Origin of the sequence: Clostridium sp. DL-VIII, from assembly GCF_000230835.1 — a bacterium.
Taxonomy (GTDB): Bacteria; Bacillota; Clostridia; order Clostridiales; family Clostridiaceae; genus Clostridium.
On sequence record NZ_CM001240.1, the window covers coordinates 3,783,931 to 3,800,738 of the forward strand.

Sequence of the window (16,808 nt, forward strand, 5' to 3'; positions counted from 1 at the left end):
TTTGGATATTTATTGTTTGTTTTGATTATTATAAATCATATAATTCCTTTAAAACCATTTCTAGTAGAACTCCTTCTTTAGTTGGATAATCATACTTACTACTTTCCTCTATACATCTCTCTACAAATTCGCATGATTTTTTTGCAGCCTTCCCTAAATCTATCCCCTTTAGTATCATGCCAATCAGTACAGCCGCAAATATGTCGCCTGTTCCAGGATAAGATTTTTCAAATCTATCTCGAATTAATACTTTAATTGAATCATCTTTTCCATTATAAATAGAAGTCCCGATTTTATTCTTATCCTTTACAGGAACACTGGTAATAACGATATTTTCACAGCCTAACTTATGTAACTTTCTAGAAATCATTAGCACTTCTTCTTCACTTACAGTATCCTTTATTATCTCTTCTCCTGATAAGAAACAAGCTTCTGTAAAATTAGGAGTGATTATCTTTGAATACTTTATTAAATCCTTTAGCTTTTCAGAATAGTCATTCTTAAAATTACTATAATATTTTCCGTTGTCTGCAAAAATCGGATCAAATATAATTAATGAATTATCTTCCTCTCTCATAGATTTTAGCAAGCTCAGTGTTTCATCTGCATTATCAATACTGCCTAAATAACCAATAAATATTCCTTGAAAATTCATATTTATCTCACTATAATGCTTGAAGGCTTTACCAATATACTCTTCTAATTTTACTATAGCTGGTACTCCAAAACCGCCTGTATGTGTTGTTAGTATCATGGTCGGTATAGGACAGACTTCTACTCCTAACGTAGATAAAACAGGAATTATATTAGTTAAAGCAGCTTTTCCAATACCACACATATCATGTATTGCTGCCACTCTTTTTATTGGCTTCTTCATATATATCCTCCTTGTATAATCTAGCTTTTTTGCTCAAATCAATCATATTCATTCAAATAAGTTCATAAAATTTATTAAAATACATTTTACTTACTAAAATATTATAAACTTATTGCTTTAATCAATCAAATAATTCCAAAGACAGTTATATTTTTTAGAAATAATTTTCATTTGAATAATCACTAATATTTATTTCAATTAAAATAAAAAGCAAGCAGAGTTTTTTAGCTCTACTTGCTTTTTATTTATTTTATAAAACTTTTATAATATATATTGCAATATTAATCTGTAAGGATTTTAACTCTAACTGTCAATTGTACTTTGTACATTGGCAATTGCAATATATTATACTATAATGTCACACCTTGCTTTAAGATTGAGATTTCTTTAAACTTATTAATTTCATTATTTACTAGTTTTCCACCAGCAACTTCAATTATGTAGTTTAATAATTCTTCAGTTACATCATTTAAGTTTTTATCTTCTACTAAACATCCAGCATTAAAATCCATCCAATGTGGTTTTAATTTAAATAAAGGTGAATTAGTAGCTATTTTTATAGTTGGAACAAAAGTTCCAAATGGAGTTCCTCTTCCTGTTGTAAATAATACAACATGACACCCTGCTGCTGCAAGTGCAGATGCTGCAACTAAGTCATTACCTGGTCCACTTAATAAATTCAATCCATTTACTTTTAGTGTTTCTCCATATTTAAGTACATCTACAACTGTAGCATTACCAGATTTTTGAGTACATCCAAGAGATTTATCTTCTAGTGTTGTTATACCACCAGCTTTATTTCCTGGAGATGGATTTTCATATATAGGTTGATTATAAGACATAAAATATTCTTTAAAATCGTTTATTAAATGTACAGTTTTATCAAAAACTTCGCCATTCTTAGCTCTATTCATTAAAATTGTTTCTGCGCCAAACATTTCAGGAACTTCAGTAAGAATTGTAGTTCCTCCTTGAGATACTAAGAAGTCTGAAAAACTACCTACAAGCGGATTTGCAGTTATTCCTGATAAACCATCTGAACCGCCACATTTTAAACCAACTTTTAATTTTGATAAAGGAATAGCTACTCTTTTATCATTCTTCATATTTTCATAAAGATCTTTTAAGATTTTAGATCCCTCTTCGATTTCATCAGAAACTTCTTGAGCTACTAAAAATTTAATTCTATTCTTATCATAATCTCCTAGAGACTCAATAAAATCTTTCATGGTATTATTTTCACAACCAAGTCCAAGAACTAATACTCCTCCTGCATTTGGATGTTTAGCTAAATTTCCAAGCATAGTTCTTGTATTAACGTGATCATCTCCAAGTTGAGAACATCCATAATTATGCTTAAAAACTTCAAGTCCATCAATACCTACAGGATTTACTTCTTGCTTGAATTTTTCAAGTATTCTTTCACCAATACCATTTACACAGCCAACAGTTGGTACAACCCAAAGTTCATTTCTGATTCCTACATTTCCATTTTCTCTTTCATAACCTTGAAAAGTAAGTTTTTTATCTGATGCTGGAATTTCCACTAAATCCTGCTCAAAAGTATATTCTTTTATTCCATTTAAATTTGTTTTTATGTTATGAGTGTGAACCCAGTCACCAGCTCCAATATTCTTTAATGCATGACCTATTGGATATCCATACTTAATTACATTTTCATCAGCTCTAATATCAACTATCGCAATTTTATGTCCTCTTTTAACGTCTTCTTTTATTTCAACTTTCTTATTGTCTACTTCTATAGTTTTACCCTTATCTAAGTCTGTAAGTGCAACGACTACATTATCTTTTTCATTGATTTTTATAAACTCTTTCATATCTATTCCCTACTTCCATTCATAATTGTTATAATTAACAATAAACTTATTATAGTTTCTATGCAATTTTAAAGTAAACTCAAAATTGCATAGAAAATTAACTTAAAGTTTAATTATTAGTTTGGAATATTAAAGAACTTCTTTAACAGCTTCTTTCATACCTGCTTTTTCAATTATTGCTAGGTATTCAGTAACCTTGTCTGTTAAACCTGCTATTTTATTTAAATCACTTCCCCAGTTCTTTTCGTATGCAAGTACTGTTGTAACAACTTTCTTTAGGCCTTCAGTGCTTCCATCATAATTTGCCCATACGTTTTTGTATAATTCTAGGATATCTTCATCATCTGAAAGGTTAATATCTTCTGTTCCTCTTTTTCCTTTATAGAATTCAATTAAAGCTGCAAGCGAGAATACTAATTTCTTAGGAAGTTCTCCTTTTCTCTTTAAATATTCTGTTAAACTTGGTAAATCTCTTGTTTTATATTTAGACATTGAATTTAATGCAATACTCATTAAGTAGTGTTTTACATATGGATTTTGGAATCTTTCAATTATTGCATCTGCAAATTCTACTAATTCTTCATGAGGTAAATCTAGTGTTGGAATTATTTCATCGTAGATTACTTCATGTACGTATTTTCCGATTACTTCGTGATCTACTGATTCTCCCACTGTATCTAATCCATAAAGATATGCTACTGGTACCATTGCTGTATGTGGCCCATTTAATATTCTTACTTTTCTAGTTCTATAAGGTGTCATATCATCAACAACTTTGATATTTAATCCTGCTTTTTCTATTGGTAATTCATTTTTTATTGATTGTGGTCCTTCAATTACCCATAAGTGGAATACTTCACCCACATCAACTAGATTATCATCATATCCTAATTCTGCTCTTACTTCATCTATTGTATCTCTTGGATATCCTGGTACAATTCTATCTACCAAGCTGCAGCAGAATGTGTTAGCTTCATTTATCCAATTAGCGAAGTCTTGTCCTAAACTCCAAACTTCAACATATTTTAATACTATTTCTCTTAGCTTCTCACCGTTTCTATCGATAAGTTCACATGGTATTATTATTAAACCTTTATCATTAGCCCCATTAAAAGCTTTAAATCTATTATATAAAAGAGCTGTTAACTTACCTGGATAGCTTTTTTGGCATCCACCTTCAAGTTTATCGTTTTCTTCAAAAGCTATTCCTGCTTCTGTAGTATTTGATACTATAAATCTTAATTCTGGATTTTCTCCAACCTTTAAATATTCATCATAGTTTGAATATGGGTTAATACCTCTGCTTATACTGTTAATTACCTTATGAGTTTTTGATGCTTTACCATTTTGCATTCCTTGAAGATAAAGTGTATATAACCCGTCTTGGTCATTTAACATATCAACTAAACCATTTTCTAAAGGTTGAACAACAACCACACTACCATTAAAATCTGCTTCATCGTTCATTTTATCTATTTGCCAATCAACAAAGGCTCTTAGAAAGTTACCTTCTCCAAATTGTAATACCTTCTCAGGATAAGTTTTAAATTCTTTGTATGTTTCCTTACTTAATTTCATTGTTTCTCCTCCAAACTTATAATGTTCATGTAAAGTTAATTTTAATTTCAATAGACAATTCACAATGCAAAATATTTCTTCATTAGATATTGTACATTGTCAATTATTTATTGAATTTTCTGACAAAAGTAATTTCTAGAATAGTTAAAAATAAAACTAAAATATAATTTATCTACTTCGTTAATTTATACTTAGAGATAGGATATACTTAACTTAATCTATAATCTATATTTAATGAATCATTCTTAACTATTCTCATATAATTACCAATTATTAAATTTATTTTCTTTCTAGTTATCACACCTTTCTTCTATTCTAGTTAGTTATAAGATTTATATTAATATATTATCTTTCGATTCCCTGTTTCTTACCTATAAACTCTAACAGCTGCTCATAATATGGATATCCTTCCATATCTCCTTGTACTAAAGTCGCCATTGCGCCAACGCCATTAGCATATTCACCAATTTCTTTTAACGATAAATTATCTAAGTATCCAGATATAAATCCTGCTGCAAAGCCATCGCCTGCTCCAGCCGTATCTTGGATTAAATCTGAAACATTATATCCAGATACTTTAACTCCTTCTTTTTTATCCTTAATGTAACAACCTTCTGCACCTAACTTAACTACTACAATTTTAGCTTCTTTTCCTAGGAAGTAATCACATATTTCATCCTTATCAGTTAATCCTAAAAGAAGCTCTCCCTCATCTAAACCAGGCATTACAATATCAGCTTTACTTAATATATCTACTAAAATTTTTCTAGCTTCATCAATAGTCCATAATTTTAATCTTATATTTGGATCAAAAGATACTAATACATTATTTGCTTTTGCAATTTCAATCGCTTTATATACTGCCTTTCTGCAGCTTTCTGACAATGCTGGAGTTATTCCTGTTAAATGCAGTATTTTTGCTTGTTTTATATATTCTTCATCAATGTCTTCTTCTGAAAGATTGCTTGCTGCAGAATTCTTTCTATAGTAATAAACATTAGGATTACTTCTTTGATAACGCTCTTTAAAAAGCAGACCCGTTGGGTTTCCTTTATCAAATATTACTCTTGATGTATCTACCCCTTCAGCTTTGATGGCACTAATGACAAATCGTCCAAACTCATCATCTGAAACTCTTGAAAACCAGCCTACACTGTGATTTAATTTAGCCACAGCAGAAGCAAAATTCGATTCTGCTCCACCAAGTGATTTATTAAAAGTATGCACATGTCTTAATGGCCCATTATTATTAGGACTAAATACCACCATTGATTCGCCAAAAGTTACAACATCCATACTATTTTTTCTCCTTAGCCTTTCTATAAGCATCAACAAATTCTTTAGCTGTTTTTTCAACTAAATCATAATCTCCTGTTTTAGCACCCTTAGTTAAATCTCCACCTGTTCCAACTACTGCAGCACCTGCTTCAACCCATTCATGTAAATTAGCTACTGTTACTCCACCTGTTGGCATGAAATCTCCTTGAGGAAGAGGTCCTTTAAACGATTTAATGACTGATGGTCCATACAGATTAGCTGGGAATACTTTAACCACATCAACACCATATTCCATAGCAGTAATCGCATCTTTTACAGTCATTACACCAGGCATAACTAATACTTTATATCTATTACAAAGCTTTAATGTATCTATATCTAAACTTGGACTTACAATAAATTGTGCTCCAGCTAAAATGCATGCTCTTGCTGTTTCAGTATCTAAAACTGTTCCAGCTCCAACTATCACATTTGTTCCTTTGTATTTCTCAGCTACTTCTTTAATTACATCTATTGGATTTGGAACTGTCATTGTAAGTTCCATAACCTTTATTCCACCTTTTGAAACTGCATCCACAATTTTTAAAGCTTCTTCTTTAGAGTCACCTCTAACTACTGCTACAACTCCAGCTTCTTTTATATTTCTTAATACTTCTTCTCTTCTCATTTTAGCACCTCAAATTCTATTTATAATTTAATATATATGTTAAGCAATTATTAATTTCTAATTCATATTAATTAAAAGTATTTTATTTAAATACACAGTTCTCAAAATGGTTAACTTAAAATGTTAATAATTTATAGTATGAAAAATATGTGTTTGAAGAAATTCAACATTACCTTAGTATACGTTTGGTTGTTTTTAATTTTGCTTGAGAACTGTGTTTTATATATTAAATAAGTTAATTTATAACAACTTATTTACATATCAAAATATTATAATCATCAAATCATTGTTCTTATGTTTACGTGAACAATAATGAGTCAAGCCATTGTTAACGTGAACAACTTTTTTCACGACAATCTGCTGACCATATATATTATAATATGTTTTTTTAAATAATGCAATACTTTTGTTAACGTTTGTTTTTTCTTTAATAAATTATTATTAAAGGCACCATTACCTTTGTAAACAAAGTAACGATGCCATATTATTTATATTGTTCTAAGATTAATTTCTATTTAATATAATTACTATTCAAGATTACCGTTTTCCCATCTGCCTTCTTGTAAATCTTGTGCTACTTTTCTATATTTATCATCTGGTAAGTTATGTAACACACCTACTACAATAGCAGCTAATGCTAATGCTATAGCTGGATATAATGTCATTGCGCCTTTGATTCCAAGTAATGTTTCAGCACTTTGCTGAGCATTTGCAACATATCCAGTCATTCCTAATACACTTGCACTAACAAGAGCAGCGATAGATTGAGCAATTTTTCTTGAGAAGTTAAATGCAGCGTATGTTACACCTTCTTTTCTTATTCCTGTATGCCAGTGACCGTAATCTATAGCATCTGTAACAAATGCCCAAGTAACTCCATTTGGAATAGCTAATGCTACATATCCAATAGTAACTAAAATTGTGAAAGTAGTTGGATTTGTTGGTATTATAAAGTTTAATCCATTAGCGATAATTCCAATTACTAATCCTGTAATCGCAGTTTTCTTTTTACCGAACATTTTTACTAAGAATGGAATAGCAAATATACCAATTACAGAACATCCAATCATAATACCATTAACTTTTGGTTGAAGTGCAATATCTCCCAAGTTATATTGACAGAAGAAAATCATCATTCCATTATTTGTATTCATTGCTGAGATTGTAAATAATTGCATAAGAATTAAACATAATAGCGGTCTATTTGTGAATACAACTTTAAAATAGTCTTTAGCAGAAGCCTTTTCTGATTTACCTTCCCTGTTAACTACAACGTGTTCTTTTGTATTTATGAAACAGATAAAGAATGAAATAATTCCTATAACAGCCATAACAGCAGCTGCAATTGGATAACCAACTCTTTTATCACTAAACATCATAAGAATAGGTACGAAAGCTACACCTGTTATTAATTGTGCTCCTAATGAACCCGCCTGTCTAAATGTAGCTAATTGACTTCTTTCTTCTACATCCCTTGTCATAACCGATGCCAATGATCCATAAGGTACATTAGTAAATGAGTATACAAGTCCCCAAATCATATATGTTGCATAACCATATATAATTTTAGATGAAAGTGGTATTTCAGGCATAGTAAATGTGATAACTGTAAGTAATGCAAGTATTATACTTGAAATCATCATTACTGGTCTAAACTTACCACTCTTACTAGCTTTTCTACCATCTATTAATGAGCCAGCTAATGGATCCATAAATGCATCAAATATCTTTGTAAATGCAAATATACCTCCAACTGCTCCCGCACTTATTCCACATGTATCAATAAAGAATTTTGTAAGGTATGATTGCCCTAAGTCGAACATAAAACCATTACCAAAATCTCCAAATCCATATGATATTTTTTCTCTTAAACTTAATTTAACATTTTTATTATCAGTTTTTGCATTGTTTAATTCGTTGTTATTAAGCGAATTTTCCATATTATATACATCCTCCGTATATTTAAATTTTATTTATCATATCTTATTAAATTGTAAAATTCTATAGGTTATCTTTTATTTTATTAATTAATTTTTGATATTCCTCATCACTTAACAGTACTTTTTGTGGATTCATCTCAAAAGTTTTCCCCCAAGATGGACCACCTTCATATTTTGGTACTATATGAAGATGTAGATGTTTCATTGTATCAGCAAAAGCTCCATAATTAACTTTATCCGGCTTAAAAGCTTTATGAATCGCTTTTGCAACCTTACGTGCATCATTTATGAACAATGCTGCTTCATCTTCAGTTAAGTCTGTAATTTCACTTTTATGTTCTTTAAAAACTACATTACATCTTCCTTTATAAGTTTGTTCCTTGAATAAGTATACTGTTGATACTTCTAAATCACAAATTTTTATCATTAGTGCATCAAGATCACTGTTTTTTGAACAGTAAAAACAATTTGAATCAAAGCTCATTATTTTCCCCTCCTTTATAGTAATATATTTATATTAAAGAGCCATTTTAATAGCTTCTTTAATTCCTAATTTTTCAATAGCCTCTAAGTATTTAGTCACTTCATCATTTAAACCATATATCTGGTTTAAATCACTTCCCCAATTCTTTTCGTATCCCAAGATTGAAGTGGTAATATTTCTTATTCCTTCACTTGTTCCATCATAATTAGTCCATAAATTTTTATATAATTCTAATACTTCTTCATCATCTGAAAGTTCAATATCTTCTTCTTCTCTTTTTCCCTTATAAAATGCAATTAGTGCAGCAAGAGAAAATACTAATTTTTTAGGAAGCCTCTCTTTTCTATCTAAATATTCAGTTAAGCTTGGTAAATTTCTAGTTTTAAATTTTGACATTGAATTTAATGATATACTCATTAAATAATGTTTTACATATGGATTTTGAAATCTTTCAATTATTGCGTCCGCAAACTCTACTAATTCATCATGCGGCAAATCTAATGTTTCTACTATTTCTTCATAAATTAAACCTTTTATATATTTTCCTATTATTTCATGATCCACTGATTCTCCTACTGTATCTAAGCCATAAAGATATGATACAGGTACCATTGCTGTATGAGGACCATTTAGTATTCTTACTTTACTTTTTCTATATGGTGTCATATCATTTACTAGTTTTATATTAAGCCCAGCTTTCTCAAAAGGTAGTTCATCCTTTAAAAATTGCGGTCCTTCAATTATCCACGAATGATACATTTCACCAACATCAACTAATTTGTCTTCATATCCTAATTCTTTTGTTATCTCATCTATTGTATCCATTGGATATCCTGGTACTATTCTATCCACTAGACTGCAACAAAATGTATTTGAATTATTAATCCAATTAACAAATTCTTTTTCTAAATTCCAAATTTCAGCGTATTTCAATACTATTTCTTTAAGCTTTTCACCATTTCTATCTATTAGTTCACATGGTATTATTATTAAACCTTTACAGTTGTCACCATCAAATACTTTAAATCTATGATATAAAAATGCTGCTAATTTACCTGGAAAGCTTTTTTGACATCCGCCTTCAAGTTTATCGGTTTCATCAAAGGCAATTCCTGCTTCAGTAGTATTTGATACTACAAATTTCAGTTCTGGATTCTCACCAACTTTTAGGTATTCATCATAATCCTTATAAGGATTAATTCCTCTACTTATGGAATTTACTACTTTATGCTTTTTTAAAGCTTTCCCATTTTGAATACCTTGAAGGTATACAGTATATAAGCAATCTTGTTCAATTAACTTATGAATCTTCCCATGTTCTCTTGGCTGAACTACTACTACACTTCCATTAAAACCAGCTTCATCATTCATCTTATCTATCTGCCAGTCCACAAAAGCTCTTAAAAAATTCCCCTCCCCAAATTGCAATACTTTTTCAGGATAAGTTTTGAAATTTTTATATATTTCCCTGTTTAACCTCATTAGTAAATCCCCCTGAGTGTCTATTAATACATATTTTTCTACGACTAAAATTAGATTAATGCATTTTAAGATAAAACTATCAAAGCATATTAACAAATTAGTATCTAAGTTACTAAATAGCTTTGATAGTTCTATTTTACTTAGTAAACTTACTACATATTAAAGTATTTTTCAGCATTATTGTAACTTATGTCTGCTACAATTTGTCCTAAATGTTCAATATCATCTGGTAATTCTCCATTTTCAACCCATTGTCCGATTACATTACAAAGGATTCTTCTGAAGTATTCATGTCTTGTATATGATAAGAAACTTCTTGAATCTGTTAACATTCCAACAAATGTACTTAACATTCCTAAGTTAGCTAAAGTTCTAAGTTGATCTTCCATACCTATTTTATGATCGTTGAACCACCATGCTGATCCAAATTGCATTTTACCTTTAATTCCATCTCCTTGGAAACATCCTATTAATGTTCCTATAGTTGAATTATCATTTGGATTTAAACTATATATTATTGTCTTTGGTAATGCTTTTTCAACATTTAATGAATCTAATAATCTTGATAATGGAATTGCAACCTCTGTATCATTTAGTGCGTCAAATCCTGTATCAGGTCCAAGTTTTTTGAACATTGTTGAGTTATTGTCTCTAACACAGTTCATATGCAATTGCATTGTCCATCCCAAATCATGATATAATTTTCCGAAGAATTTTAATACATATGCTCTAAGTTTATTTTCATCCTCAAAAGGCACTTGACCATTTTTTAATACATTTGCAAATATTTCTCTTACTTCTTCTATTGAAGCATTTCCTACTGGAACAAAATCTAATGCATTATCAGAAACTCTGCATCCAACTTCATGGAAGAATTCTACTCTCTTCTTTAAAGCTGCTAAATATTCATCAAAGTTTGTAATTTTTGTTCCTACAACTTCTTCTAATTTATTAAACCACTCTTTAAATGTTTCTTTATTGATTCCTAATGCCTTATCAGGTCTAAATGCTGGTAATACTTTCACGTCAAAGCTCTTATCTTCCTTAATTGCCAAATGATATTCTAATGAATCTATTGGATCATCTGTTGTACAAAGCATTTTAACATTTGACTTTTTAATAAGATCTCTTACTCTGAATCCATCCCCATTTAACATCTTATTTACCTTTTCCCAGATATCTGGTGCAGTTTTTTCATTTAAAACTTCATCTATACCAAAGAATCTTTTAAGTTCTAAGTGTGTCCAATGATAAAGTGGATTTCCGATTGCGTATGAGATTGTTTTCGCCCAAGCTAAGAACTTTTCGTAATCGCTTCCATCTCCTGTAATGTACTTTTCATCTATTCCAAAGGTTCTCATTTGTCTCCATTTATAATGATCACCATAAAGCCATACTTGAGTTATATTTTCAAATTTTTTATTATCTAAAATTTCTTTTGGATTGATATGGCAGTGATAATCAATGATTGGCATCTTTTCTGAATAATCATGATATAGCTTTTCTGCAGCGCCATTACTTAATAAAAAATTCTCATCCATAAATTTTTTCATAGTTAAATTCCTCTCCTTATTATGTTCACGTAAACAATTTAAATATCATTCAATTGTTAACGTGAACAGTACTTTAATATTATTATATTATGATTTTATTTAGAACGCAACACTTTTTTAGTTAACGTTAACATATTTTTTCTTCTTCTTCGTTTTTTTTGTAAGATTTTACACTAAAACTCTATTTATTGTATTCTGAAATCTATCTCTAACACTTATATTACCAATTCCAAAGTGTTTAAATATGATTACTATTCAAGAATACCATTTTCCCATTTGCCTTCTTGTAAATCTTGTGCTACTCTTCTATATTTATCATCTGGCAAGTTGTGTAATAAGCCAACTACAATAGCAGCTATAACTAATGCAACTGCTGGATATAATGTCATTGCACCCTTGATTCCAAGTAATGTTTCTGCACTTTGCTCAGCATTTGCAACATATCCTGTCATTCCTAACACACCAGCACTTACTAGTGCAGCTATAGATTGAGCAATTTTTCTTGAGAAATTAAAGGCAGCATATGTTACCCCTTCTTTTCTTATTCCAGTATGCCAATGACCATAATCGATAGCATCTGTTACGAACGCCCAAGTAACTCCATTTGGAATTGCTAATCCTACATATCCAATTGTAACAAGTATTGTAAATGTTGTAGGATTTGTTGGTATTATAAAGTTTAATCCATTAGCTATAATTCCAATTACGAAACCTATCATAGCTGTTTTCTTTTTACCAAATTTACTTACTAAAAATGGAATAGAGAATATACCAATTACTGAACATCCAATCATTATACCATTAACTTTTGGTTGAAGAGTAATATCACCTAAGTTATACTGAGCAAAGAAAATCATCATTTGATTATTTGTATTCATTGCTGAAATTGTGAATAATTGCATTATGATTAAACATAAAAGTGGTCTATTGGTAAATACAACTTTGAAATAATCTTTAGCAGTAGCTTTTTCCGATTTTCCTTCTCTATTAACTACAACATGTTCTTTAGTATTACTGAAGCAAATGAAAAATGATACAACTCCAATAACTGCCATTATTGCAGCTGCAACTGGATAACCGATTTTTTTATTAGGAAACATCATAAGTATTGGTACAAATGCCACACCAACAATCAATTGTGCTCCTAATGATCCTGCTTGCCTAAATGTAGCTAATTGGCTTCTTTCATCTATATCTCTTGTCATTACTGATGCTAATGATCCATAAGGAACGTTAGTGAATGAATATACAAGTCCCCATGCCATATATGTTGCATATCCATATATAATTTTAGCTGACATCGGAATCTCCGCCATTGTAAAAGTAACAACTGTAAGTATAGCTAGAATTATACTAGAAATCATCATTACTGGTCTAAACTTACCGCTTTTACCAGCTTTTCTACCATCTATTATTGAACCAGCTAGAGGATCCATGAATGCATCGAATATTTTTGTAATCGAGAATATTCCAGCAACTGCTCCCGCACTTATTCCACATGTATCAACAAAAAATTTTGTAAGATATGATTGGCCTAAATCGAACATAAAGCCATTACCAAAATCACCAAATCCATAAGATATTTTTTCTCTTAAACTTAGTTTAACATTACCTGCATCCGTATTCCGTACTTCAGCATTTTTTTTCAATTGTTCCATTATTATTCCTCCATAGTTATTTCAATTTGATTATTTCTTAATATAAATCAAATTTTATAAATTATTTTTTATCTTAGCTATTAAATCGCTATATTCCGCATCAGTTAACATAACTTTCTGTGGATTCATCTCAAAAGTTTTTCCCCAGGATGGGCCACCTTCATATTTAGGTACTATATGAAGATGCAAATGCTTCATAGTATCTGCAAATGCTCCATAATTAACCTTGTCCGGATTAAAAGCCTTATGAATTGCTTTTGCAACCTTTCGTGCATCATTTATGAATAACGCTGCCTCTTCTTCAGTTAAATCTGTAATTTCACTTTTATGTTCTTTAAAAACTACATTACATCTTCCTCTATACGTTTGTTCTTTGAATAAGTATACTGTCGATACCTCTAAATCACAAATCTTAATCATTAAATTGTCAAGATCTTGATTTTTAGAACAATAAAAACAACTCTGATCAAAACTCATTTTTCTTCCTCCTTAATAATAATTTATAATAAAAAAACAATCATCATAACTTTTACATTGATTGTTTTTTAACAAACAATCTTATAAAAATCCTCCAAATATAAATACTAAATAGTATTTATATTTTCCAATATTTATATTAGTTTTATAGTACTTCTTTAACAGCTTCCTTCATACCTGCTTTTTCAATTATTGCTAAGTATTCAGTAACCTTGTTTGTTAAACCTGCTATTTCATTTAAATCGCTTCCCCAGTTCTTTTCGTATCCAAGTACTGTTGTAACAACTTTCTTTAATCCTTCAGTACTTCCATCATAATTTCTCCATACATTCTTGTATAATTCTAAGATATCTTCATCATCTGAAAGATTAATATCTTCTGTTCCTCTTTTTCCTTTATAGAATTCAATTAAAGCTGCAAGAGAGAATACTAGTTTCTTAGGAAGTTCTCCTTTTCTCTTTAGGTATTCTGTTAAACTTGGTAAATCTCTTGTTTTATATTTAGACATTGAATTTAAAGCAATACTCATTAAGTAATGTTTTACATATGGATTTTGGAATCTTTCAATTATTGCATCTGCAAATTCTACTAATTCTTCATGAGGTAAATCTAATGTTGGAATTATTTCATCATAAATTACTTCATGTACATATTTTCCTATTACTTCGTGATCTACTGATTCTCCTACTGTATTTAATCCATAAAGATATGCTACTGGTACCATTGCTGTATGAGGCCCATTTAATATTCTTACTTTTCTAGTTCTATAAGGTGTCATGTCATCAACAACTTTGATATTTAATCCTGCTTTTTCTATTGGTAATTCATTTTTTATTGATTGTGGTCCTTCAATTACCCATAAGTGGAATACTTCTCCTACATCAACTAGGTTATCATCATATCCTAATTCTGCTCTTACTTCATCTATTGTATCTCTTGGATATCCTGGTACAATTCTATCTACTAAGCTGCAGCAGAATGTGTTAGCTTCATTTATCCAATTAGCGAAGTCTTGTCCTAAGCTCCAAATTTCAGCATATTTTAATACTATTTCTTTTAATTTTTCACCATTTCTATCAATAAGCTCACATGGTATTATTATTAAACCTTTATCACTAGCCCCATTAAAAGCTTTAAATCTATTGTATAAAAGAGCTGTTAATTTACCTGGATAGCTTTTTTGGCATCCACCTTTAAGTTTATCGTTTTCTTCAAAAGCTATTCCTGCTTCTGTAGTATTTGATACTATAAATCTTAATTCTGGATTTTCTCCAACCTTTAAATATTCATCATAGTTTGAATATGGGTTAATACCTCTGCTTATACTGTTAATTACCTTATGAGTTTTCGATGCTTTACCATTTTTCATTCCTTGAAGATATAATGTGTATAAACCATCTTGATCATTTAATTTGTCAATCAATCCAGCTTCTAATGGTTGGACTACTACCACACTACCATTAAAATCTGCTTCATCGTTCATCTTGTCTATTTGCCAATCAACAAAGGCTCTTAGAAAATTCCCTTCTCCAAATTGTAAAACTTTTTCTGGATAAGTCTTAAACTCTTTGAATAATGATTTATTTAGCTTCATTCCTTTCTCCTCCAAACTTAATTTTTAATATATTATCAAAACCCACTTAATAATATTTAATCCTTCTATTATCAAGTGATTATTTGATTTCTTAATTAATATAAATAAAAACTAAATAATAATATAGAAATTCTTGTTCACGTTAACAAAAATATTATCAAAATATGTTAACGTGAACAAAAATACATAAATCATACATTTGCAATTTATATTATAGCCTTTATGACTTAATAATGCAATACCTTTTGTTAACGTTTAACCAAAGTTTACAATAATTAGCCATTTTATTAGCTAATTATTGTAATAACTTTTTTATAATTTCTTAACCGAATTCCTTATAATAAGTTTAGATTCAATATATACCTTAGTCTTATTTGCTTCTTTATTGTTTATTAAATTTAATAAGTTTATGCCACCATATTCACTCATTGTTAATGAATCCTTTTTTACACTTGACAATGTTGGAGTAACATAGTTACAAAAGTTACTATCATCAAATCCTATAATAGATATATCATTAGGAACACTTAATCCTTCTTCATCTATAGCTTTCATAGCCCCCACTGCAATATCATCATTAGAACAAAATACCGCAGTCGGTCTATCTTTTAACTCTAGCAGCTTTGTCATATTTATATACCCGCTTTTCATATCATATCTACCACTCATAATATATTCATCTTTAATTGGAATATTATGATCCTCTAGTGCTTTTATATATCCTTTTCGTCTGTACTCACTAGATTCAAATTCCTTATTTCCTTCGATTAAAGCAATTTTTTGGTGATTATTTTCTATAAAATAAGTAACTGCATCATATGATCCTTTCGTATCATTAGACATAATGTTTACCAATTGATTATTTTCTATGTATCTGTTTATAACTACAGTAGGTATACCTTTTTCAATAATATTTTCAATAAATTTATCATCATCTTTTCTTTGGCTTACTACTATTATTCCATCAAAGTTTTTATTATCAATTGGATATGAATTAGCATAATCGTCAATTCCTCTAATAACTAGATTATATTCTTTATCCATTACTTTACTGATACCTTTAACAATTTCATGGAAGAATGTATCAGACGTACCATTTCCTATTGATGAAAAGAAAACACCTATAACATATGATTTTAATAAAACCAGACTCTTCGCATTGTAATTTGGCACATAATTCAATTCCTTTGCCAAAGTCTTAATTTTAATTTTAGTATCCTCATTTATATATGGACTGTTATTAAGCGCTCGGGATACTGTTGTATGTGAAACATTTGCTATTTTGGCTATATCTTTTATCGTTACACTCATCTCTCTATACTCCCCTGTCATAATTGTATAAGTATATTTTACCATAATAACTCAGATATATAAAAATATTT

Annotated in this window: 13 protein-coding genes; all 13 read right to left on the reverse strand. The window is 29.6% G+C overall.

The annotated features are described in order from the left end of the window. Positions 1-28: 28 nt before the first annotated feature. The 13 genes from CDLVIII_RS17510 to CDLVIII_RS17570 all read right to left on the reverse strand — a co-directional run bounded on the left by CDLVIII_RS17510 (position 29) and on the right by CDLVIII_RS17570 (position 16,737). Entirely contained in the window at positions 29-877 is an 849-nt protein-coding gene (locus CDLVIII_RS17510; protein WP_009170792.1) for a pyridoxamine kinase, read from the reverse strand. Between the two features lie 350 nt (positions 878-1,227). Then, the gene (locus CDLVIII_RS17515; protein WP_009170793.1) at positions 1,228-2,715 is read right to left on the reverse strand and encodes an altronate dehydratase family protein; all 1,488 of its coding nucleotides are present in this window, start codon (positions 2,713-2,715) and stop codon (positions 1,228-1,230) included. Between the two features lie 129 nt (positions 2,716-2,844). After that, the gene (locus tag CDLVIII_RS17520; RefSeq protein WP_009170794.1) at positions 2,845-4,293 is read right to left on the reverse strand and encodes a tagaturonate reductase; all 1,449 of its coding nucleotides are present in this window, start codon (positions 4,291-4,293) and stop codon (positions 2,845-2,847) included. Positions 4,294-4,638: 345 nt separating this feature from the next. Further along, entirely contained in the window at positions 4,639-5,589 is a 951-nt protein-coding gene (locus CDLVIII_RS17525; protein ID WP_009170795.1) for a sugar kinase, read from the reverse strand. 1 nt (position 5,590) lies between these two features. Beyond that, a complete protein-coding gene (locus CDLVIII_RS17530; RefSeq protein WP_009170796.1) occupies positions 5,591-6,238 on the reverse strand; it encodes a bifunctional 4-hydroxy-2-oxoglutarate aldolase/2-dehydro-3-deoxy-phosphogluconate aldolase in 648 nt (215 codons plus the stop codon). Between the two features lie 527 nt (positions 6,239-6,765). Next, positions 6,766-8,178: a glycoside-pentoside-hexuronide (GPH):cation symporter gene (locus CDLVIII_RS17535; RefSeq protein ID WP_009170797.1), complete on the reverse strand. Its 1,413-nt coding sequence runs from the start codon at positions 8,176-8,178 to the stop codon at positions 6,766-6,768. Positions 8,179-8,239: 61 nt separating this feature from the next. Further along, positions 8,240-8,662, reverse strand: coding sequence for an HIT family protein (locus CDLVIII_RS17540; protein ID WP_009170798.1), 423 nt, complete (start codon positions 8,660-8,662; stop codon positions 8,240-8,242). 33 nt (positions 8,663-8,695) lie between these two features. Continuing rightward, positions 8,696-10,144, reverse strand: a complete 1,449-nt coding sequence (locus tag CDLVIII_RS17545) for a tagaturonate reductase (RefSeq protein ID WP_009170799.1) — start codon at positions 10,142-10,144, stop codon at positions 8,696-8,698. 152 nt (positions 10,145-10,296) lie between these two features. After that, on the reverse strand, positions 10,297-11,697 hold the full coding sequence (gene uxaC, locus CDLVIII_RS17550) for a glucuronate isomerase (protein WP_009170800.1): 1,401 nt from the start codon (positions 11,695-11,697) through the stop codon (positions 10,297-10,299). 251 nt (positions 11,698-11,948) lie between these two features. Beyond that, the gene (locus CDLVIII_RS17555; protein ID WP_009170801.1) at positions 11,949-13,355 is read right to left on the reverse strand and encodes a glycoside-pentoside-hexuronide (GPH):cation symporter; all 1,407 of its coding nucleotides are present in this window, start codon (positions 13,353-13,355) and stop codon (positions 11,949-11,951) included. Between the two features lie 54 nt (positions 13,356-13,409). Beyond that, on the reverse strand, positions 13,410-13,832 hold the full coding sequence (locus tag CDLVIII_RS17560; RefSeq protein WP_009170802.1) for an HIT family protein: 423 nt from the start codon (positions 13,830-13,832) through the stop codon (positions 13,410-13,412). A 145-nt stretch (positions 13,833-13,977) separates the two neighbouring features. Further along, on the reverse strand, positions 13,978-15,426 hold the full coding sequence (locus CDLVIII_RS17565; protein WP_009170803.1) for a tagaturonate reductase: 1,449 nt from the start codon (positions 15,424-15,426) through the stop codon (positions 13,978-13,980). 312 nt (positions 15,427-15,738) lie between these two features. Then, a complete protein-coding gene (locus CDLVIII_RS17570) occupies positions 15,739-16,737 on the reverse strand; it encodes a LacI family DNA-binding transcriptional regulator (RefSeq protein ID WP_035301836.1) in 999 nt (332 codons plus the stop codon). Between the last annotated feature and the right edge of the window lie 71 nt (positions 16,738-16,808).